Here is a 19898-nt window from a genome sequence, read left to right as displayed (position 1 = left end):
ATAAATTAACACCCATCTTTTAAAACACATCACTCAGCGACACGCCTCTGGTCCAGCGGCATCGCAGGAAAGAAAGGAGCACTACATGGCTAAAGGCATGCGGGTCAAACTGAACTATCACGTCAGCCGCGATCCGGATACCGGGGCGGAAGTCACCCGCTTAACCCCCCCGGAGGTCACCTGTCATCGCAACTACTTCTATCAGAAGTGCTTTTTTAACGATGGCAGCCATTTACTGTTCGCCGGCGAGTTTGACGGCCACTGGAACTACTATCTGCTGAATATCGCCAGCGCCGAAGCCGTCCAGCTGACGGAAGGCGCCGGGGATAACACCTTCGGCGGCTTCCTCTCCCCGGACGATAAGTCGCTCTATTACGTGAAAAATGACCGTACCCTGCTGGAGGTGAACCTCACCACCCTCGCCGAGCGTGAAGTTTACCGCGTCAGCGAGGAGTGGGTCGGCTATGGCACCTGGGTGGCGAACAGCGATTGCAGCAAACTGGTAGGCATTGAGATTGCGAAAAGCGACTGGACGCCGCTCAACGACTGGCAGATTTTTCATGACTTTTTCCACAAAGGACCGCACTGCCGCCTGCTGCGCGTCGACCTGCGCAGCGGAGAGAGCCAGGTGATCCATGAGGAAAAAATCTGGCTGGGACATCCGATCTATCGTCCCTTCGACGACCATACCGTCGCCTTCTGCCATGAAGGGCCGCACGATCTGGTTGACGCCCGCATGTGGCTGGTCAATGAAGATGGCAGCAACGTGCGTAAAGTCAAAGCGCATGCCCCGGGCGAAAGCTGCACCCATGAATTCTGGGTACCGGACGGTTCAGCGCTGATCTACGTCTCCTATCTGAAAGGCCAGCAGGGACGGACGATCTATCGCTTTGATCCGGAAAGCGGCGTCAACGAGGCCCTGATGACGATGCCCGCCTGCTCACATCTGATGAGCAATTTCGACGGCACGCTGCTGGTGGGCGATGGATCGGGCACGCCGGTCGATGTCAAAGATACCGGCGGCTACTCCATTGATAACGATCCTTATCTCTACGTCTTTAACGTAGCGGAGAAGCGCTACTTCCGCGTCGCGCGCCATGATACCTCGTGGGCGACAGTGGCCAACAGCCGCCAGGTGACTCACCCGCACCCCTCGTTTACGCCGGATGACAGCGCCATTCTGTTCAGCTCCGATAAAGACGGCAAGCCGGCCATCTATATCGCGAAATTACCTGACCATCCGCCGATGCTGAGCGCCTGAGCCCGGCGAACGTTTTTCTGTAACTGGCCTTGCCCTCCTTCGCGGAGGGCTTTTTTTGTTCCCTCGCTTTGGCGCATAAAAAACCCCGGCTGACGGCGCCGGGGAAGAGAGGCGATGAGGGTCTGGCGGAAATCAGAACGAGTAGGCCACCCCGACGCGGAAACGGGTCTGGCGATCGCTGCGGTCATTCACGCCGACGTTGCCGATTTCACCATACGGCGACCAGTTGTTATCCAGCTTATAGGCTACCTTCACGTTATATTCCTGTGAGTAGGGTTTGTTGTCGTTGCGGTTCACCCCTTCCGAACTGCGGGCATAGACATAGTTCAGCTCGGTGCGCCAGTCGCCGAGGGCAAACCCGGCCCACGCGTCGCCGCGATTCACCTTGTCATCATCTTTACCGGCATCGTTCGGATAGCGGGTGTACTCATAGCGATAGCGAGCGGCGACATAGAAGCCATTGTCGAAACTGTACTGTACGTGCAGATGCGGCTTGTAAATGGAGCGGCTGTCGTTGCTCTCTATGGTAAACCCGGGGGTGAGGAAAAGGTTCGACGTCGCTTTCCAGCGCCAGCTGATGGTGTCTTCATGGCCATTGCCCACCACGTCCGAATAGGGTTGCGAACCGTTGTCGCCGCCTGAACGCCATTTGGCCTCCACGGTAAAGCCTAGCCCGTTGGCGAAGCGGTGGGATACCGAGACGCGGTCGGCATTGCTTTTATCGCTCTTGCCGCCATCAATAAATTCATGACGTAAATCTATCGTGACCGCGGTTGCCGCAAAAGACATACCGCAGAGAGCGGCCAGAACCAGAGATCGTTTTAACATAGGGTACCCCTTATAATAAATAAAATGTCATTTCGTTTTTATGAAACGTTATTTTATTTTTTAAGCACCTCAGTTTTAGTGACCAGGATCGTAGTTATTTGTTTCAAAAAAGGTGGCACAACAAGACGTGACGGAGCTCAATAAATTGACGATGGGGAGAAGGGAAATACGGCAAAAAAGAGGGGGTCGGCAAAGCGCGGCGCATAAAAAAGGCCTCCCGCAGGAGGCCATGGAAATCGACATTCAGCGCTACGCGCGCTCTACCGCCAGCGCCACGCCCTGACCGCCGCCGATGCACAGCGTCGCCAGCCCTTTACGCGCATCGCGCTTGATCATTTCATGCACCAGCGACACCAGAATCCGGCAGCCGGAGGCGCCGATCGGGTGGCCGAGGGCGATCGCGCCGCCGTTGACGTTGACCCGTCGCTCATCCCACTCCAGTACCCGGCCAACGGAGATAGCCTGAGCGGCAAAGGCCTCATTGGCTTCGATCAGATCGACGTCGTCCAGCCGCCAGCCGGCCCGTTCCAGACAGCGGCGGGTGGCGTGCACCGGGGCGATGCCCATCAGCGCCGGATCGACGCCGACGCTGGCGAAAGCGCGGATCCGCGCGAGGATCGGCAGCCCTAGCTCCTCGGCTTTCGCCTCGCTCATCATCATCACCGCCGCCGCGCCGTCATTGATGCTGGATGCGTTGCCGGCGGTCACCGATCCGAGACGATCGAAGGCAGGCTGCAGGCTGGCCAACCCTTCCGCGCTGGCATCCACCCGCGGTTGTTCATCGGTATCTACGGTGCGCGGCGCGCCGTTATGCTCGGTAACGACCGGGACAATCTCATCGCGAAAGCGTCCGGAATCAATCGCCTTGCGCGCCTTATGCTGCGAGCTGAGCGCCCAGGCGTCCTGCAGTTCGCGGCTGATGCCGTATTCCCGGGCGAGGTTTTCCGCCGTGACGCCCATATGGTAATCGTTGAAGGCGTCCCACAGGCCGTCATGGACCAGACTGTCAATCAGCTGGCTGTTGCCCAGCTGGGCGCCGGTGCGGCTGTCGGTGAGGACATGCGGAGCGCGGCTCATGTTCTCCTGGCCGCCGGCGATCACCACGTCCGCCTCCCCGCACTGGATGGCCTGGGTGGCGAGGTGCAGGGCTTTCAGGCCGGAACCGCAGACGTCGTTAATGGTGATAGCCGATACAGTGTTGGGCAACCCGCCGCGAATAGCGGACTGACGGGCCGGGTTTTGCCCGGTTCCCGCGGTCAGCACCTGGCCGAGGATCACCTCATCCACGCTCTGCGGATCGATTCCCGTCTTCTCCACCAGCGCCTTCACCACCACGCTACCCAGCTCAACGGCTGAATGGCGCGATAGCGCGCCCTGAAAGCAGCCAATCGGCGTTCGTAGCGCCCCGACGATCACGACATCCTTCATCCTCTACCCCTGCCCGTGCTTTTGCGCAAAGAAACAGCGATATACTAGATAATTGTTATCAAAAAACTTTGTAATTGTTTAAAAAAAGTGAGGCCAATCACAAAGAATTAGCCATTCGTTAACGTTCACGCCGCTGCAGATGCTGACGCAGCCAGCTGCCCGCCGCCCCGGGCGGCGCTTTCTTATTCCACAGCAGATCCACCGAAATCGCCCGCGGCCAGCCGGGGATATCGAGCGCCACCAGCCCGCCCTGCGGCGCAAACTCCGCCACCAGGGCGCAGGGCAGAATGCACCAGCCGAAGCCCTGCACCGCCATGCTGAGCAGCAGCAGGTAGTTTGGCGCCGACCAGACCTGCCCGGCGGCAGGCTCCGTGGCGCTGGCCAGAAAGGTGCTCAAACGCAGCTCGCGCCAGCTGCGCAGCTCATCCCAGACAACCTTGCCCTGCGCCGCCAGCGGATGGTCAGGCGCCACGTAAATGCCCATCGCCGTCTGCAGCGGCAGGCGGGTGCTGCCGATATCGGTCGGGTAGCGCTCTCTCGCCTCAATCAATCCCACCTGGGCGCGGGATTTTTGCAGGAGATCGATCACGTCCTCATCTTCGCCAATCAAACACTCAAACTCGGTATGAGGGAAGCGGCGGTCAAACTGCACCAGCAGATCTTCCAGCACGTCCGGGTGCAGGGTGTCCGAGAGCACAAAGGTCAGTCGCGGCTCCGTCTCGCCGGACAGCGACACCGCCAGCTCATCCAGCCGCTCGCTGGCGGCGAGGATCGCTTTGACATAGCTCAGCACCTGCTCCCCCTGCGGCGTCAGCGTCGGCTGCCGCGTTGCCCGATCGAAGAGGGTCACCCCGAGGTCTGCCTCCAGGTTGGCGATAGCGGTACTGATCGTCGACTGGCTTTTCCGCAGGCGACGGGCGGCCGCGGAGAACGACCCGCTGTCAACGGCCTCGACAAAGGCGGTTAACGCTTCCGGTGAATAACGCATGATGTATCTACTTTATCGATGGTTTCTATCTTTTGTTTATCATATTTTTCCATAAACTGCCGGGTAATTTCCTGTTCAGGCTAAAACTGGAGGTAGCTCGCCATGCAACAGACCCCGCATCAGCGCAAGACGCTCACCGAACGCGTTATCCACGCCATCACCTTCGAAGGACTGGCGACGCTGATCCTCGCCCCCACCGCCGCCTGGCTGATGCAGCGTTCGGTGGTGGAGATGGGCGGGCTGAGCATTCTGCTCGCCACCCTGGCGATGGTATGGAACATCATTTATAACGCGGCTTTCGATCGCCTGTGGCCGGTCTCCCGCGTCCCCCGTCGGCTGAAAGTGCGGGCGCTGCACGCGATCGGCTTCGAGACCGGCTTTGTTATCATCGGCGTCACCATGGTGGCTATCGTGCTGGGGGTATCGCTACTGCAGGCGTTTATGCTGGAGATCGGCTTCATGCTCTTCTTCCTGCCCTACACCATGGCGTTTAACTGGGTCTGGGACACCCTGCGCGAGCGCGTGATCCGACACCGCCGCCCGCGCCAGGCGGCACGCGGCTAGCCCCGCGGCGGATCCTTCGCGATCCGCCGCGACTTTATCACCAAAAACTATCGCAACAGATGAACCATAAATATGGTAAATTGCACTCCTTTTTTTTGGTTTGACGGTTGATAAAGTCGCATAATGTCTAAAATTTGGTCTAAAGAAGAAACTCTATGGAGTTTTGCCTTATATGGCACTGCAGTAGGCGCTGGGACGCTATTTCTACCGATCCAGCTGGGTTCGGCTGGCGCCATCGTCCTTTTCATCACCGCGCTGGTCGCCTGGCCGCTCACCTACTGGCCTCACAAAGCGCTGAGCCAGTTTATTCTCTCGGCCAATATCGCGCCGGGAACCGGGATCACCGGCGCAGTCAATCACTACTATGGTAAGAAAATTGGCAACCTGATCACCGGCCTCTATTTCCTCGCCTTCTTTGTGGTCGTGCTGATTTACGCCGTGGCCATCACCAACTCGCTGGCCGAGCAGGTGGCGCATCGCACGCCGATGACGCCTGCGCTACGCGCGCTGCTGAGTCTTGGCGTGGTGCTGGTCCTTAACCTGATCTTTCTCATGGGCCGGCAGATCACCATCAAGGTGATGGGCTTTCTGGTCTTCCCGCTTATCGCCTGCTTTCTGTTTCTCTCCCTCTATTTAATCCGCGACTGGCATCCGGAACATCTCACCAGCCAGATGCAGTTCAGCTCGCAGACGCTCCACCAGGTCTGGATCTCCATACCCGTGATGGTTTTCGCTTTTAGCCATACGCCGATCATCTCGACTTTTGCTATCGACCAGCAGGAGAAACACGGCGACCTGGCCATGGGTAAATGCAAAAAAATCATGAAGGTGGCCTACACCATCATCTGCGCCAGCGTGCTGTTTTTCGTCTTCAGCTGCCTGCTGGCTATCCCGGCGACCTATATTGAGACCGCCCGCGATCAGGGGGTGACTATCCTCTCCGCCCTGTCGATGGTGCCGGGCGCACCGGGCTGGCTGGCGGTGACCGGCATTATCGTCGCCGTGGTCGCCATGTCGAAATCCTTTCTCGGCACCTACTTCGGGGTCATTGAAGGCGCCAGCGAAATCGTCAAAAGCTCGCTGGGCCTGATGGGCGTGCGCAAGAGCCGCGCCTTCAACCGCGCGATGTCGATCATGCTGGTCTCCGCCTTCACCTTTGCGGTGTGCTTTATCAACCCGAATGCGATCTCGATGATCTACGCCATCAGCGGACCGCTTATCGCCATGATCCTGTTTATCATGCCCACGCTGTCAACCTGGCTTATCCCGGCGCTGAAGCCGTATCGCTCGGTGGGGAACGCCATCACTCTGGTGGTCGGCCTGCTCTGCGTCTCCGTGATGTTCTTCGGCTAAACCGCCTCCGGCGACAGCGGCTTGCCTGAGCCGCTGTCGCACATTCTGACAACATTCTCGCCCTTCCCTTCCTTGTGAGCGCATTACACTTACGGCTTAGCCACCTTGAGGAGAGTTCCTATGTCCAGTGTCACCTTATCCGGTCGCGGCACGCTCGGCGATCGCCAGGTCTATCGGTTGGGTTACGGGGCCATGCAGCTGGCCGGCCCCGGCGTCTTCGGCCCGCCGAAAGATCCTGAAGAAGCGGTGCGCGTGCTGCAGGCCGCCGTCGAAGCTGGGGTAAACCATATCGATACTTCGGATTTCTATGGCCCCCATGTGACCAATCAGCTGATCCGCAAAGCGCTTCACCCCTACCCCGACGATCTGTGCATTGTCACCAAGGTCAGCGCCCGCCGTGACGAGAAAGGCAACTGGCTGCCGGCCATGTCGTCCGCTGAACTGACCCAGGCCGTCGAGGACAATTTGCGTCACCTGGGGCTCGACGTGCTGGAGGTGGTGAACCTGCGCAGTATGCTGAGCCCCCACGGCCCGGTGGAGGGGTCGCTGGAGGCGCCGCTCGCCACCCTGCTGGAGCTGAAGGCGCGAGGGTTGATCCGCCATATTGGCCTTAGCAACGTGACGGCAAAGCAGGTGGCGGATGCGCAGAAAATGACGCCTATCGTCTGCGTGCAAAACCTCTATAACATTGCCCATCGCGCCGACGACGCGCTGGTGGATGCGCTGGCCGCCCAGCACATCGCCTGGGTCCCCTTCTTCCCGCTGGGCGGTTTTACCCCGCTGCAGGCGCAGGAGCTGAACGAGGTCGCGGCCTCGCTTGAGGCGACGCCGATGCAGGTCGCCCTCGCCTGGCTACTCCAGCGCGCGCCCAATATTCTGCTGATCCCCGGCACCTCATCCCGCACGCACCTGGCGGAAAATATTGCCGCCGCCGGGCTGGTTCTGCCAGCGGATGCGCTACGCATCCTGGATAATATCGCCAATCGCGCGCATCCCTGACCCCTCAGGCCAAATGGAGGGAACGACTTCCCTCCTCAATATTTGCCTGGAAAAACCTCAACACTGCTGGCACTATAGATCCTACAAATGGGGCATGATCGACGATCGTTTTCTCATTATCCCCGTTAATTAAACTTAAGTTTTTTCCTTCGACCGGTCTCCAGCTTGGAGGCCGTTGTCGTTTTTGTCATGACCAAAATTTGAAACTCTTGATTACAGGAAACACAATATCGAATTCCAAGTTTATACATATCAATCTGGCTGCAAAGATAGTCAATAACATCAAACGCTCATAAAAACATCTGATTAACCCAATCAGAATGTTGCTATTGCTATAAGAAAAATCAAACGCCTCACGACAACTATTTACAAGGGAAGCCTATGACAGAGGGAACGATAAAGACCAGTAAGTATGAAATTATTGCTATTTTCAGAGAGGAGTTGCGCAAACGTACTGAAATTGAAATATTTTTTAACAACACCAGTATCATAACCCAACTGACGCGCGTGGACTTTGCCGAGTTCCATATTCAGACCCATCGCAAAATCCCACCGGGTCATAAAATTCGTTTTCTACTGCATAGCGATTCAGGGAAAATAGAGTTTAATGCAGCCCTGACAAAACATGACAATAGCGGTGTCGATAAAGGTATCCGCTACGCCTTTTCCTTGCCTGAATGCCTGCAGGTCGTGCAGCGTCGCCGCGATCCCCGCTTTCGTTTACGCCACGAGCATGAATTTTATTGCCGCGGGCGCCATAAAAATGGCGAAAACTATCTTTTCGACATCAAAGACATTTCGGACGGCGGTTGCGCGCTGATGACCAAAACGCCAAACCTGAAATTTCTCAGTCATAACGCATTGCTGAAAAATGCCGTACTGATGCTGGCGGAATATGGCGAGATCACCATCGACCTGGTGGTAAAAAATGTCATTATTATCACCCTCGACAATCCCAATGAAGAGAGCGAAAGCTACTATCAGATATCCTGCCAGTTTAAGTTCCGTCATCTCGACGACCAGCGCAGAATAGAGAAGATTCTGCTGGACCTGATCTTAGAAGCCAAGCGCAAAAAGAGAATCTGATACCCTTGGAAAGTATATTGCTGTACACCAATGATAATCTCATTGGTCACTCAATCTATCACTACCTTATTGATAGTCATGAAAATGCCACCCGTTTTGGTTATGACGATGTTATCCAGAGAAAACATCTGCCTGTGGCCCAAACGGTTATTTTCAATTTAATTAATAAGGATATTTCTGCCATCAGAATCCTTGATCTGCTGAATGCGCTCCGCCTTTCCCTGCAGCGCTGCCAGCAGCCGGTGCTGATGGTAAAAAGCGACATTGCCGGGCTATGCCGAGAGTTGATAACCGTCGATAATGCCATGATTATTAGCGAAAACTCACCGCTATCTATGTTTACTTCCATTATCCAGCGCGCGAAGGGCGCCAGCGAACCGCCGCCGCGACGATTGCGCAAACAGCTGTCGCCGCGGGAGTGCCAGATCCTCGAGCTGCTGATTGCCAACAATAATAATAAGCGTATTGCCGCCCTGCTCGGCATTGCCCATAAAACGGTCCACAGCCATCGTATCCATATCATGCAAAAGCTGGGCATTGATAATTCCCGCACGATGAACCAGCGTATTGCCGCCCTTCATCAATGTTAAATTATACAGCGGTAAATCAATAGCGGATAAAGCGTACTTATTCGCTGTTGATTTACATTTCCTGCCATTCCCATTAACCATCAGGTAGCCTATAATTAGTCTATCCTCTGCTTATTGTCTGACTAACCTCGTGAAGAGGGATAATGAACACTAAAATATTCGAAGACAACATTTTATCTCGTAACGATATCGCTGTACGCTACGTCTTTCAGAAAATGTTTTCCCCACAAGGTACCTTAGTCGCGGTTGAATGCTTAAGCCGCTTCGATAATCTTCCCGTTTCGCCAGAATATTTTTTCCGCCATGCCACCGCGGCGGTTCGTGAACGTATTTTTCTCGAGCAACTGGCGTTGATTGAACAGCATAAAGCATGGTTTTTACGTAACCATATTTCCGCCACCATTAACGTCGATGACCATATCCTGAATCTGCTACGCCAGAAGGAAATAAAAGAGAAAATTGCCGCCCTGACCTGCGTCCATTTTGAAGTGACCGAAAACGCCGAGAAACTTCTGAATAATTCCCTCGCCGCCTGGCAAAGCCCGCAGGATACCTCGCTGTGGCTCGACGACTTCGGCTCTGGCTACGCGGGGATAAACGCCATCAGCGGTTATCATTTTGACTATGTCAAAATTGATAAAGATTTTTTCTGGCACCTGATGCGCAAAGAGTCCGGCCGTCAGCTGATGGATGCGCTGGTCACCTTTTTATCCCGCAATCATCACAACGTGATTATTGAAGGCGTGGAAAGCGAAGCCCATAAAAAATGGCTGCAGGGTATGGAGTGGTTTGCTATTCAGGGGCATTACTGGCAGGAAGTCAGCATTGAACAGCTGGTTGCCGACGATATTGTCATATAAAAAAGCCGGGCTTGCCCGGCTTTTTCGTCTCGCTTAATTATAAACTAATTCCCACGTTGCCCAGCTGGTAATTGGCCCGCTGGTGGCGCTTTTCGGCGTCGGCGAAACGTAGCCCACATAATAGGTGAACAGGCCGCCGCTGACCGCGCTTTCCTGCAAATGCACCTGATTTTGCTGCGGGTCCGCAGGGACAATTTTATTACTCTTATCCAGCGTATTATTATCATTGGTCGACAGCGCCAGATAAATATTCTGCGCTCCGTCTGGCAAGGTATTGGCCAGATAGCCCGCGTTCTCATTGCCGACCGCCGTCAGTAAAAAACCGTCGACCCAGCGAACGCTGACCCGCCGCACCTCGTCCTGCGAGGCGTCGCCGCCGTCATGACGCAGCTGGCAGTTTGACAGCGCCAGGGTAAAAGGCTGCGGCTTCATAAACGCGCCGGCCCCGCGATCGTGCACTTCCGCCAGGCTGACCGGCGCCAGCCAGACGTTGCCGCTGCCGGCATGCTGGCCGCCATTGAGCGCGACGCTGCAGGAAATATCCGTCACCCGCCCGGCAAAATCGACCCGTCCGCGATCATAATTGGTCTCGAAACCCCACGCCGAGGGGGCGGCGAGGCTGCCGCAGAGCAGCAGCCACGCGATAGTATGTTTCGGCAATCCCTTCATTCCCCCTCCCGTATTAATCGTACGTCAGGTTAAAGATCATATGCGACTCCACCTCGCCGGTGCTGGTCGTCGGGCCATACTGATAAAAGCGCGCGTGCAGCGGGATGGTGATGTAGCGGGTCTCCTGATTATTCAAGCGGCCAACGGTATATTTCTTATTAAACTGCAGCGGGGATCCATCCTTCAGCACCTGGATGCCGACGCCTTTCGCCATCCCGCTGCCGGCCTTTTCATTCAGCAAGGCGCCCATGGTGGCGGTGGTGCTGGTCGCCAGGGTGCCGGAAAAAGAGGTGCTGATGTTGGCGTATCCCGTTTCACTCAGGCCGCCGCTGCACTGCAGATCGATATTAAAATCCTTCCCGCCCGCGGTGGTGCCCACCCCTTTCAGGTCAGTGCGTCTGATGGCGCCCACATCAACATTCATATTTTTCCCGCTCAGTACCGAACAGGAGGGCGAGACCACGGTGATCGCATTGGCGCTCAGATAGGTTTCGAGGATCGGGTTGCCGCCGCTCTCCCAGTCATAGGAGGTGTATTTTCCCGCCGCGAGGGTGCCGCTGCCGGTGGTTGCCGCGGTTTTGATAATCTCCAGCGTAAAACGTGACCCTTCAAGGGAATAGTTGGTGGTGTTATACACCCGGGACGAATAGACGTCGGGATAGACGATATTCACCGTCGCGCCGCCGCGGCTGAAACGCATACCAATCCCCGGCACGTTGGTGGAATAAATTTTATTCCCAAGATCGGTGGCCCCTGGCGAGACGATCTTCGCCGCGAAGCGGTTGGTGCCGGAGGTACAGCGATAGCTCGCCCCGCCCGGGGCGCTCATCGTCCAGTCACGGGTGAGGATCACCGAGCCCACCGGCAGATCCGGGGGCACCACCACCCTGCCCACCACCATGTCCAGCATCACCGTTGGCGAAGAGAGACGCGTACAGACGGCCCAGGACGAGGTGGTGCCCAGCGCCATTAAGACGATAAAAAGCGTCAGTAATTTCCTCAGCGACATACGCTATCCTTTGTTGTTTGCTGTCCCAGATCCACCGAACACTGACCGCCGCTCCACTTCACAATCGCGCGTTTGGCGTTCGCATCGCTGATGAACATCATGCTGCCCTGACCGACGACGCCGATCTCCTTGCCGTCGGGGGAGAAAATACTCGCCGCGAACGGCAGCGGCTCATGGTTCGCCTGGCGCGCCTGCAGGGTGAGGTTGTTCTGCACCGTGGTGCCGAACGCCACCTTAACCACGCTGCCTTCCCACGGCACAACCTGCGCCACGGTGCGATCGAAGGCCACGTCGTCATGGCTGCCTTTCGGGTCGATCTCGACGGCGTTGATCCGGTACGGGCGCAGATACGGCAGGATGGCGTAACCGTTGCTGTCCACGCGGGTGCCCGGCGATCCCGGGAGCATGGCGCCGGCCGCGTCTTTGGCTTCAATCAGCGCCATCGTCGAGCCGCTTTCCGGCGAGAGCACCACGCCGCCGCTGTGGGCGATCATCGTCCCGCTGGCGCCAATGCCGCTCTGACGATACCCTTCGCCCTGGCTATAGCTGCCGTTGAGGGTGGTCCATGGCGTACGGTAGCTGCCGTTGAGCGCCACATCGTGCTGACCGCCGGTGGCGGTGGTGGTCGACACGCCGTAGTTAAGGTTGTTTTCACTGTCCAGCGAGCCGTTGATACCAATCTGCGAGCTGGCAAAGCGCGAGTTGTTGAACGAGGTGTTCGACGTCAGGTTGGCGGTGCGGTTATCGCCAAACCACAGCGGGTAGCTGAAGTTGAGTGAAATGCGATCGTCGCGGCGATGGCCGGAGCTGTCCGGGGTATAGACGCGCTGGGCGCTCGCCGACCAGGAGAGACGACCAAACGAATTGTTGTAGCTGACCTGATACTGCTTCTCGGTCCCGGAGCGGTTCCAGTAATCGGAAATACGACCGCTGAGATAAAACCCGCCCCAGCCTTCCGGCAGGTTCTGGTTCACCGTGAAGGTCATGCCATTTTTTTGCCGCCACAGCGTATAGTTGCTGCGGCTGTTTTTTTCCTGATCGACGGCGTACAGCGCATCGTTGAGGTTGTAATAACCTTTCGTCGAGTAGCGATACGCCGCCAGCACGATGCTGGTCTGGGTATCGGTGAACATGCGGTTAAAGGTGGCGCGATAGCTCTGCCCCGAGTCATCATGGGTATCGCTCTTCAGCCGCGAATGGGTGACGTCAAAAGAGAGCGCGCCGATCCCGGTGTTCATCCCGGTGCCCACCAGGAAGGCCTGATAGTCGTCAAAGCCGGTGACCCCGGTGTAGCCGGTCAGCAGGTTATTGATCCCGTGCTGCCAGGTCGCCTGATAGAGCATCGGCTTGTTGCGTAGCCCGCTGTCGTCCACTTTACCGGCGGAGAGCGCGTAGCGGGTCATGCCCGGACGCAGCAGCTGAGCAACGGAGGCGTAAGGCACGCTGAACACTTCCACCGAGCCATCCGCCTCTTTTACCGAGACTTCAAGATCGCTGCCATAGCCGGATGGATAGACATCCTGCAGGGTAAACGGCCCCGGCGGAACCGTGGTCTGATAGATAATGTTGCTGCCCTGACGCACGGTGACGAGGGCGTTGCTCTGCGCCACGCCGCGAATTTCCGGGGCATAGGAGCGCATGCCGTCCGGGAACATATTGTCATCAGTGGCGAGGTTGACCCCACGCAGACCGATGGTGTCGAAAAATTCGCCATTGGTAAAAATCTGCCCACCGCTGACGATGGAGTTGATCTGCGGGATCGGCCGCTGGAGATAGGTCTGGTTGCTGTTCCAGTGCGCTTTGCCCTGCTGCTGCTGCCAGTTCAGGTTACCGATATGCTTCAGCAGCCAGCCGTCCCACGACAGACCGGCGTTGACGCCAAGGTAGGCGCTGCTGTTATCCGACCCGCCGACCGAAGAGGTGTGGCTGTTCCAGGCGTTGGCCATCCAGCCAAGATTAAGCGCGGTAATGCCTTTGTCCCAGAACTCCGGGCTGACATAGTTTTTCAGGCGTTGATCTTCATAGATCTGCGGCACTGAAATGTTCAACCGCAGGGAGGACTGGACCAGGTTGTCTTTGACGTTGTCTTCGTTGCGCCAGGATTTGAGGCTACCGCAATAGCCTTCCTGTTCGCTCAGCTGCGGGTTGAGCTTTTCCGCCGCGATGCCGTACTGGGTCAGCATCGCTTTGGTGTAGCAGACCCCAAGGTTACCGTCTTTGTCGCGCGCGATGCGCAGATCGTAGCGCCCTTTCCATTCGTCGTTGGTGTAGACGTCAAGGGAGTAAGTGCCTTCGGTAATCGCGCTGGTCGAGAAGCGTGACAGGTCGACCTTTTCGCGACTGCCGACAATAAAGCCGTCGTTAAATTGATATACCGTTCCCGGGTTTTCCTGTCCGCTGGAAAATGGCGGAAAGCAGCACAGCGCGATGGCGATCGCGGTGCTTAATCTTCCCGGGCAGAATGACCTCTGCTTCATTAGCTTTTCCCTTATTTAACGGCCACTTTCACTGCGACATCGGCGCCATAGTCATTAATGTTGTTAACGGTCAGGGTTTCGCCGCGGTTGACGGCGGAGGAGAGCGCCACCGTCTGGCTGGACTGCGGCGCCAGCATCACGGTTTTGCTGTTCAGGGCTTTACCGCCGTCGCGGGAAATACGGCTGACGGTAATGTAGAACGGCGTCGGGTTATTGATGGCGAGACTGCTGCCGCTGGCGGTGAGGGTCAGCTTCTCGGCCGCCGCGTCGCGGTTGCCCAGCCCGGCAGGACGATAAATAAATTTAAAGCGGGAACGGATCGCCAGCTGCAGCACGTTCTGGCCTTCATTTTTCTGATCAGCCACCACCGGCGGAATTTCCAGCAGATTCAGCCACCACAGCGTCTCTTTATCTTTCGCCAGACCGGCGCTGCTGCCGAGCTTAATACGCAGCGTCTGGCCGCTCTTGGCGTCAACGCGCGAAATCGGCGGGGTGATAATAAACGGGGTGGTAATGGTATCCGGTGTGGCATCGGCATCGCCGTTATCCAGCCAGGCCTGCGCCAGAGCCGGACGGTCGGCGTTATTTGAAAGCTGTACCGTTATTTCTTTTTCATTTCCTGGATAAATAAAGCGGGTACCGTTAACAATAATATTGTTGGCATGGGCCGCAAAACTAAAAATGAAACAGAAAAAAAGGGCAATACGCTTCATGCTGACCTCAGAATAAAAATACAAGCGGCGGACATTGCCGCTTTATTATTGTTATTAACTGCCCCATCGCGGGGCAGTTTTATTTTCTGACGGAATTACTGGTAAGTAATTTCGTAAGTCGCGTAGCTGTTTACCACACCGGTGGTCACAGTGGTCGGCGCGCTGGTGGCGTAGCCTACGTAGTAGGTGAAACGCGCGCCATCGGCTACAGCGGAAGCATCGCCTTTCGCTTTCGGCTGAGTGCTGTCACCCGGGATGATTTTGTTGGTCAGCGCGGTAGCGTTGTCAGTAGACAGCACCAGCTGGATGTTCTGAGCACCGGAAGCTTCGGTGTTCGCCAGGTAGCCCTGTTGTTTGCTGGTTGCGCCAGCCAGCAGGTTACCGCCGGTCCAGTTTACGCCCAGTTTGCTTACGTCATCCTGTTTGGTGCCGTCAGCCGCCTGGCAGTTAGAGACGTCAATGGTGAAAGATTTCGGTTTCAGGTAAGTATCCGCTGCTGCCGCTTTAACTTCAGTCAGGGTTACCGGAGACAGGTAAACGTTCGCATCGCTGCCCTGGCCGTTAACAGAAACAGTACAGGATACATCGGTAACTTTACCGAAGAAATTAACCTGGCCGCCGCCGACATTGGTATCAGCTGCATGGGCAGCAGTCATGCCAAAAAACGCGGTTGCCATTGCTGCAGAGAGAAGAACCTTTTTCATTGCCATTTCCTTGTCAGAGTGAATTACGAATCAATGAGCACACTGTGAATTCGCATAGAACCAGAAACATCAGGCGATGCTGATTTATGCCACTGCTAATAGAATCTTCGACTGACCGGGAGCCGCAATATTTAAGGCGTCAGGTAACGAACCAAAAAATATAAGTTCGCTGGTGCTATCGGCGTCAAAGAATGCTATTTATTCGCCGACAAATATACATTTGTTCACGTTTCATTAAGTTATATAACATATACCTAATGGCTATTAATAAATAATTATTGATAGGTGAAAACGGGGTGGTGGTTGTTTACAGCACGGAAAGCCTGACGCCAGGGCGCGAGAGAAAGGGCCACCTCAGCATGCCGAAATGGCCGCCAGAGGGCTATTGCGAATCGTCCGAATCCGCCATGACGGCGGTTAAAAACCGCCCAACCAATTCACACAATGAATGGTAACCGCGTAAATGAGGCGTATTCCACACTCTGAGCACAGGCAGTCCGCGTGATATCTCCTGCAGAAATAAATCTATAATGCGTTGTTTTTAAATCAAAAAATAGAGAAAGGTTCATTTCCCCATTATCAAACCGCCATAAAAATGTGATCTAAATCGCACTTTTTGCCACGCGCGTTATAGTTAGCAGACTTATTATAAGTCCATCGAAAGCAAACACGCTTTCCACCATAAAAGTTAAAAGGACAAACACCATGAAAAACGTAAAATTACTCGCCGCTGCCGGTATGCTCTCCCTGGTCTCTTTCGCTAGCTTCGCTCATCCGGTGAGCGTAACAGCAGATACCCTGGACAGCGCAGAAGCGAAAATCGCGACCATTGCGAAAGAACAAGGCGCTTCCTACCACATCACCGAAGCGTACACCGGCAACCAGGTCCATATGACCGCCGAGCTCTCTAAATAAGCGAATGGTTGCAGAGGGAGCTGCCGGACAGGCCGCCTGCGAGCGGCTGGTCTGGCTCCCGCCGCCTACCCCGCACACAGCAATGTCGAGCCCCGTTATGGGGCTTTTTTCGTTTTTGCCCCCGCCGCCTGGCGCGCCAGCGCGCGCTGAATAGACAATACGCTCGCCAGCACCACGATCAGCCCGACCAGCGCCATCCCCTGGATCGCTTGTCCAAGGAAAATCCACCCCAGCACCACGGCGGTCACCGGGCTCAGCAGGCTCATTGCCGACACCGCCACCGGCGAGAGGCGGCCAATTCCCCGGAACCACAGACCATAGGCCAGCATGGCGCCCGCCACGCACAGCCACAGATAGCCGGCCGCCTGCAGCGCAGTCACCTGATGCAAAGGGGGGTCAACGATCAGCGCCACTGGCGCCAGCACCACCCCGCCGATCGCCAGCTGCCAGCCGGTTAACGCGACGATCGGCAGGGAGAGCGCCCAGCGGCGGGAGAGCCAGGTGCCCAGCGCCATACTGATCGCCCCGAGAAACGCCGCGCCGATGCCCAGCGGGTCGAGGACGGTGCGCGGCGACAGCAGCAGCATGGCCATACCGAGTATGCCGGCAAGGGCTGAGAATACCGCCAGCCAGGGCGAGCGCTGCCGGTCTACGCACCAGGCGAGAAGCATCACCAGCAGCGGCTGGATCGCGCCAATCACTGCCGCCAGCCCGCCGGGTAAGCGATAAGCGGCGATAAACAACAGCGCCTGAAACGCGCCGATATTTAAGATGCCGGTAACGATAAGCTTTAGCCATTCGCCGCGCTGCGGAAAGCGGCGGCTCCAGATCAGCAGGGCGATACCTGCCGGCAACACCCTCAGCAGTGCGGCAATAAACGGCCGGTCAGGGGGAAGAAACTGGGAGGTGACGATGTAGGTCGTCCCCCAGATAGCGGGCGCCAGCGCCGTGAGCAGCAGGTCGAGCATCAGACTACGCGAGAGAAAAGCCATGATTTTATCTTCACTTCAAGTTAAATTGGTGCCTCAAGTATGTACCCGCAATTATCTTGATATCAAGACAAGTGAGCACTCATGAACAAATCACCGCCGATCGACGCCGTTGATCGGATTCTCGCCCAGTGGCAACGGGAGCGACCGGACCTCGACTGCAGCCCAATGGGGCCGATTGGCCGTCTGAAACGGTGCGCCATGCTGCTGGAGCCGCAGGTGGAAGTGGCTTTTACGCGCCACGAACTGGTGCGCTGGGAGTTTGACATGCTGGCGACGCTGCGCCGCGCCGGGGCGCCGTTCATTCTTTCGCCGACCCAGCTCTTCTCCACGCTGATGATCACTTCCGGCACCATGACCCATCGCCTGAAGGCGCTGGAAAAACGCGGGTTTATTACCCGCCTGCCCAATCCGGAAGACGCCCGCAGTATGCTGGTCGCCCTGACGCCCGCCGGACGTGAGCGCATCGATGAGGCGGTGGAGACCCATGTCGATAATGAACGGCAGCTGCTGGCGGGGCTCAGCGATGGCGAGCGCCAGCAGCTGGATCAGGCGCTGCGGATATTGATGCGCCTGCTGGAAAGCCGTTAACAGCCCGCGGCGATAAAGTCGCCGTTAGCGCTGATCGGCACCACGGTGAAAAACAACCCGGCGGCAAAGAGGATCAGCGCCAGCCCGCCGAGGATCTTCACCAGCGGCACCAGCCAGGGCCGCGGACGGCTGGTCGCCGTCAGCCGGTTGACGGTACGGTGACGGGCATAGTGCACCGCCAGCGACAGACCGAGGATCGAGAGCGCGGTGCCCAGCGCCATGGTCATCACCGCGGCGATGCCCCAGCTGACGATCCCCAGCGCGTTGGCGAACAGCAGGATCATAATCGCTCCGCTGCAGGGCCGGGCGCCGATAGCCAGCACCACGCCCAGACGTGTCTTCCAGTCGGCGCCCTGCAGGTCCTGCCCCACGCCGTGGTGCCCGCAGCCGCACGCGGCATCATGCTGATGCGCCGGCCTCAGGGCGCGTATCCTTGTTTTACCCGGCCGCAGGCTTTGCAGCGCGCGACAGATAACGTAAACCCCAAAGGCGGCGATGGTCAGGGCGCTGATCTTCTCGACGTACCAGCGGCTGGCGCTGAGATCGCCGGCGGCCAGATTCAGCCCCACCGCGAGAATATAGACAAACAGGATGGCGCTCACGCCCTGCAGCAGGCTGCCGAGAAAAGGCACCACCCGCGCCGCAGTCAGGCTCTCCTGGTTGGTGCTCAGGTAAGTGGTGACGATAAACTTACCGTGGCCCGGTCCGATAGCGTGCAGCACGCCGTAAAGAAATGCGCCCACCAGCAGCCAGACGCCGCCGCTGTACTGATGGTTGTTCAGCAGCAAAAGGTACATCACCAGATAGCGATGCAGGGTAATTTGCGTGGCGAGGCACCACTGGAGAAAGTCGCTCCAGTGGCTGTGCAAGGTGACGCCGGCGGCCAGCAGAAGAAGGCCGCCGCTCCCGGCGACCAGCAGGCGCCAGTCGCGCTGCGCAATCGGAATCATCATCGTTATGCCATGGTGAAAAGAGATGAACCACCGGACGACAATCTCATGCCCGGCGAACAATAGTGCCTGTTTTCAAGGATGGATGATTTGTCGGCGTTTTTCTCGTCAATGCTCGAGGTCACAAGGCTCCGCATTATCAGCATCAGCGGGCGCCTGTACCTACCCTCTGCCCTATCTTTGCACAAAGCACTTTACTCTCTTCAGCATACCACAGACGTTTGTTTTTAATGCTGGCACCCTGAATAACATATAAGAGCAGTCGTTACACGTCTAAAAACAGATAAAAATAAATCAGTTATCGCTATCCTGGCACTTTATGTACTTTATCATCCTGCGCATCAGGCACGAAAATTCATTAACTGCTATTTATTTAATACATGCATTAACAGGACCACTCCGATGAAAAGATGCTTACTCGCCCTGGCGTGCGTCGCGCTGCTGACGCCCTCGCTTTCGGCGCAGGCGACCTGGCGCAGCGACCAGCGCCAGGACGCCCGCGATATCCGCCAGGATAGCCGCGAGCAGGGCCGTGAAACCAAGCAAGAGTGCGTCAGCAACAACAATCAAAGCAACGCCAGCTGCCGTCACGATAAGCGGGAAAACCGCCGCGAAGGTCGTCAGGAAGCCCGCGACGAAAAATGGTAAGTCAGCCTGCTCCGGCGAATGTCAGATCGAGGTCTTCTGCCACCGGAGCCTTTCACTCCGCCTGTGACGCCGGACCGTCGCGTCCAGCCCTGCCTGCTCTTTATTCTTAGTTTGCTGCAGAATATTACCCGTAACCGGTCCGCAGTCCATGGCTACTAATACCCACAGCCTGATATCACCGCTACCGCCGATTACCGCCCGCTGCTACCCCTGCACTATTAAGATTAAGCTCAACCCTTTAAATAAGACGTAAAGTGCCCTTACAGAGACAATGGC

The 19898-nt window shown here is 56.8% G+C and carries 20 protein-coding genes; 10 read left to right on the top strand and 10 right to left on the bottom strand.

Annotated elements, in window-relative coordinates; genetic code table 11:
- Nucleotides 1–85: 85 nt before the first annotated feature.
- The gene (locus MKR05_RS09805) at nucleotides 86–1261 is read left to right on the top strand and encodes an oligogalacturonate lyase family protein (RefSeq protein WP_032453989.1); all 1176 of its coding nucleotides are present in this window, start codon (nucleotides 86–88) and stop codon (nucleotides 1259–1261) included.
- A 132-nt stretch (nucleotides 1262–1393) separates the two neighbouring features.
- Here MKR05_RS09805 and ompK26 read toward each other — a convergent pair whose 3' ends face one another.
- From ompK26 to MKR05_RS09790, 3 genes are all read right to left on the bottom strand, one after another.
- A complete protein-coding gene (ompK26, locus tag MKR05_RS09800; protein WP_004205398.1) occupies nucleotides 1394–2089 on the bottom strand; it encodes a KdgM family porin OmpK26 in 696 nt (231 codons plus the stop codon).
- 249 nt (nucleotides 2090–2338) lie between these two features.
- Nucleotides 2339–3517 (bottom strand): acetyl-CoA C-acetyltransferase, encoded by a 1179-nt coding sequence (locus MKR05_RS09795; RefSeq protein WP_023290922.1) that lies wholly within the window; start codon nucleotides 3515–3517, stop codon nucleotides 2339–2341.
- A gap of 118 nt (nucleotides 3518–3635) precedes the next feature.
- Complete coding sequence (locus MKR05_RS09790; protein WP_032453992.1) at nucleotides 3636–4505, bottom strand: LysR family transcriptional regulator; 870 nt, start codon at nucleotides 4503–4505, stop codon at nucleotides 3636–3638.
- 102 nt (nucleotides 4506–4607) lie between these two features.
- Between MKR05_RS09790 and MKR05_RS09785 the strand changes: the two genes are divergently transcribed.
- From MKR05_RS09785 to mkrJ, 6 genes are all read left to right on the top strand, one after another.
- On the top strand, nucleotides 4608–5069 hold the full coding sequence (locus MKR05_RS09785; protein WP_017899256.1) for a multidrug/biocide efflux PACE transporter: 462 nt from the start codon (nucleotides 4608–4610) through the stop codon (nucleotides 5067–5069).
- Nucleotides 5070–5192: 123 nt separating this feature from the next.
- Nucleotides 5193–6422, top strand: a complete 1230-nt coding sequence (locus MKR05_RS09780) for an amino acid permease (RefSeq protein ID WP_004205392.1) — start codon at nucleotides 5193–5195, stop codon at nucleotides 6420–6422.
- 120 nt (nucleotides 6423–6542) lie between these two features.
- Entirely contained in the window at nucleotides 6543–7421 is an 879-nt protein-coding gene (locus tag MKR05_RS09775; RefSeq protein WP_049013344.1) for an aldo/keto reductase family oxidoreductase, read from the top strand.
- Nucleotides 7422–7802: 381 nt separating this feature from the next.
- Nucleotides 7803–8507: a transcriptional activator MrkH gene (mrkH, locus tag MKR05_RS09770; protein WP_032453996.1), complete on the top strand. Its 705-nt coding sequence runs from the start codon at nucleotides 7803–7805 to the stop codon at nucleotides 8505–8507.
- 17 nt (nucleotides 8508–8524) lie between these two features.
- Nucleotides 8525–9097: a LuxR C-terminal-related transcriptional regulator gene (locus MKR05_RS09765; RefSeq protein ID WP_023290927.1), complete on the top strand. Its 573-nt coding sequence runs from the start codon at nucleotides 8525–8527 to the stop codon at nucleotides 9095–9097.
- Between the two features lie 143 nt (nucleotides 9098–9240).
- The gene (mkrJ, locus tag MKR05_RS09760; protein WP_023290928.1) at nucleotides 9241–9957 is read left to right on the top strand and encodes a phosphodiesterase MrkJ; all 717 of its coding nucleotides are present in this window, start codon (nucleotides 9241–9243) and stop codon (nucleotides 9955–9957) included.
- 33 nt (nucleotides 9958–9990) lie between these two features.
- On the opposite strand, the gene mrkF is transcribed toward mkrJ, so the two are convergent.
- From mrkF to mrkA, 5 genes are all read right to left on the bottom strand, one after another.
- On the bottom strand, nucleotides 9991–10626 hold the full coding sequence (gene mrkF / locus MKR05_RS09755) for a type 3 fimbria minor subunit MrkF (protein ID WP_065812385.1): 636 nt from the start codon (nucleotides 10624–10626) through the stop codon (nucleotides 9991–9993).
- Between the two features lie 13 nt (nucleotides 10627–10639).
- Nucleotides 10640–11635, bottom strand: coding sequence for a type 3 fimbria adhesin subunit MrkD (mrkD, locus tag MKR05_RS09750; protein WP_023290930.1), 996 nt, complete (start codon nucleotides 11633–11635; stop codon nucleotides 10640–10642).
- Nucleotides 11626–14112: a type 3 fimbria usher protein MrkC gene (gene mrkC, locus MKR05_RS09745; protein ID WP_044524639.1), complete on the bottom strand. Its 2487-nt coding sequence runs from the start codon at nucleotides 14110–14112 to the stop codon at nucleotides 11626–11628. The genes mrkD and mrkC overlap by 10 nt, the downstream gene beginning before the upstream one ends.
- Nucleotides 14113–14123: 11 nt before the next feature.
- Nucleotides 14124–14825: a type 3 fimbria chaperone MrkB gene (gene mrkB, locus MKR05_RS09740; RefSeq protein ID WP_050533776.1), complete on the bottom strand. Its 702-nt coding sequence runs from the start codon at nucleotides 14823–14825 to the stop codon at nucleotides 14124–14126.
- 95 nt (nucleotides 14826–14920) lie between these two features.
- A complete protein-coding gene (gene mrkA, locus MKR05_RS09735; RefSeq protein WP_000756959.1) occupies nucleotides 14921–15529 on the bottom strand; it encodes a type 3 fimbria major subunit MrkA in 609 nt (202 codons plus the stop codon).
- A 705-nt stretch (nucleotides 15530–16234) separates the two neighbouring features.
- On the opposite strand from mrkA, the gene MKR05_RS09730 reads away from it, so the two are divergent.
- The gene (locus tag MKR05_RS09730; protein ID WP_002916131.1) at nucleotides 16235–16444 is read left to right on the top strand and encodes a DUF1471 domain-containing protein; all 210 of its coding nucleotides are present in this window, start codon (nucleotides 16235–16237) and stop codon (nucleotides 16442–16444) included.
- 95 nt (nucleotides 16445–16539) lie between these two features.
- Here the strand turns inward: MKR05_RS09730 and MKR05_RS09725 are convergent, their stop codons facing one another.
- The gene (locus MKR05_RS09725; protein ID WP_117136280.1) at nucleotides 16540–17436 is read right to left on the bottom strand and encodes an EamA family transporter; all 897 of its coding nucleotides are present in this window, start codon (nucleotides 17434–17436) and stop codon (nucleotides 16540–16542) included.
- 81 nt (nucleotides 17437–17517) lie between these two features.
- On the opposite strand from MKR05_RS09725, the gene MKR05_RS09720 reads away from it, so the two are divergent.
- The gene (locus MKR05_RS09720) at nucleotides 17518–18024 is read left to right on the top strand and encodes a MarR family winged helix-turn-helix transcriptional regulator (protein WP_238875616.1); all 507 of its coding nucleotides are present in this window, start codon (nucleotides 17518–17520) and stop codon (nucleotides 18022–18024) included.
- On the opposite strand, the gene MKR05_RS09715 is transcribed toward MKR05_RS09720, so the two are convergent.
- Entirely contained in the window at nucleotides 18021–18977 is a 957-nt protein-coding gene (locus MKR05_RS09715) for a nickel/cobalt transporter (protein WP_044524643.1), read from the bottom strand. The two genes, MKR05_RS09720 and MKR05_RS09715, sit on opposite strands and share 4 nt — an antisense overlap.
- 399 nt (nucleotides 18978–19376) lie before the next feature.
- On the opposite strand from MKR05_RS09715, the gene MKR05_RS09710 reads away from it, so the two are divergent.
- Nucleotides 19377–19622 (top strand): hypothetical protein, encoded by a 246-nt coding sequence (locus MKR05_RS09710; protein ID WP_023290936.1) that lies wholly within the window; start codon nucleotides 19377–19379, stop codon nucleotides 19620–19622.
- Nucleotides 19623–19898 lie beyond the last annotated feature (276 nt).

It is taken from the genome of Klebsiella sp. K5-204 (genome assembly GCF_030128585.1).
Classification (GTDB): Bacteria; Pseudomonadota; Gammaproteobacteria; order Enterobacterales; family Enterobacteriaceae; genus Klebsiella; species Klebsiella quasipneumoniae.
Note: the sequence above shows the minus strand (reverse complement) of the source record. Positions and strands in the feature narration are given on the sequence as shown.

Bases quoted from the DNA above. Each gene is read 5' to 3' on its own strand.
- mrkC (WP_044524639.1), bottom strand. From the start codon at position 14,112: ATGAAGCAGAGGTCATTCTGCCCGGGAAGATTAAGCACCGCGATCGCC.
- MKR05_RS09730 (WP_002916131.1), top strand. From the start codon at position 16,235: ATGAAAAACGTAAAATTACTCGCCGCTGCCGGTATGCTCTCCCTGGTC.
- MKR05_RS09720 (WP_238875616.1), top strand. From the start codon at position 17,518: ATGAACAAATCACCGCCGATCGACGCCGTTGATCGGATTCTCGCCCAG.
- MKR05_RS09725 (WP_117136280.1), bottom strand. From the start codon at position 17,436: ATGGCTTTTCTCTCGCGTAGTCTGATGCTCGACCTGCTGCTCACGGCG.
- mrkF (WP_065812385.1), bottom strand. From the start codon at position 10,626: ATGAAGGGATTGCCGAAACATACTATCGCGTGGCTGCTGCTCTGCGGC.
- mrkA (WP_000756959.1), bottom strand. From the start codon at position 15,529: ATGAAAAAGGTTCTTCTCTCTGCAGCAATGGCAACCGCGTTTTTTGGC.
- ompK26 (WP_004205398.1), bottom strand. From the start codon at position 2,089: ATGTTAAAACGATCTCTGGTTCTGGCCGCTCTCTGCGGTATGTCTTTT.
- MKR05_RS09805 (WP_032453989.1), top strand. From the start codon at position 86: ATGGCTAAAGGCATGCGGGTCAAACTGAACTATCACGTCAGCCGCGAT.
- MKR05_RS09790 (WP_032453992.1), bottom strand. From the start codon at position 4,505: ATGCGTTATTCACCGGAAGCGTTAACCGCCTTTGTCGAGGCCGTTGAC.
- MKR05_RS09775 (WP_049013344.1), top strand. From the start codon at position 6,543: ATGTCCAGTGTCACCTTATCCGGTCGCGGCACGCTCGGCGATCGCCAG.
- MKR05_RS09780 (WP_004205392.1), top strand. From the start codon at position 5,193: ATGTCTAAAATTTGGTCTAAAGAAGAAACTCTATGGAGTTTTGCCTTA.
- MKR05_RS09785 (WP_017899256.1), top strand. From the start codon at position 4,608: ATGCAACAGACCCCGCATCAGCGCAAGACGCTCACCGAACGCGTTATC.
- mrkH (WP_032453996.1), top strand. From the start codon at position 7,803: ATGACAGAGGGAACGATAAAGACCAGTAAGTATGAAATTATTGCTATT.
- MKR05_RS09715 (WP_044524643.1), bottom strand. From the start codon at position 18,977: ATGATGATTCCGATTGCGCAGCGCGACTGGCGCCTGCTGGTCGCCGGG.
- MKR05_RS09710 (WP_023290936.1), top strand. From the start codon at position 19,377: ATGAAAAGATGCTTACTCGCCCTGGCGTGCGTCGCGCTGCTGACGCCC.
- mrkB (WP_050533776.1), bottom strand. From the start codon at position 14,825: ATGAAGCGTATTGCCCTTTTTTTCTGTTTCATTTTTAGTTTTGCGGCC.
- mkrJ (WP_023290928.1), top strand. From the start codon at position 9,241: ATGAACACTAAAATATTCGAAGACAACATTTTATCTCGTAACGATATC.
- mrkD (WP_023290930.1), bottom strand. From the start codon at position 11,635: ATGTCGCTGAGGAAATTACTGACGCTTTTTATCGTCTTAATGGCGCTG.
- MKR05_RS09795 (WP_023290922.1), bottom strand. From the start codon at position 3,517: ATGAAGGATGTCGTGATCGTCGGGGCGCTACGAACGCCGATTGGCTGC.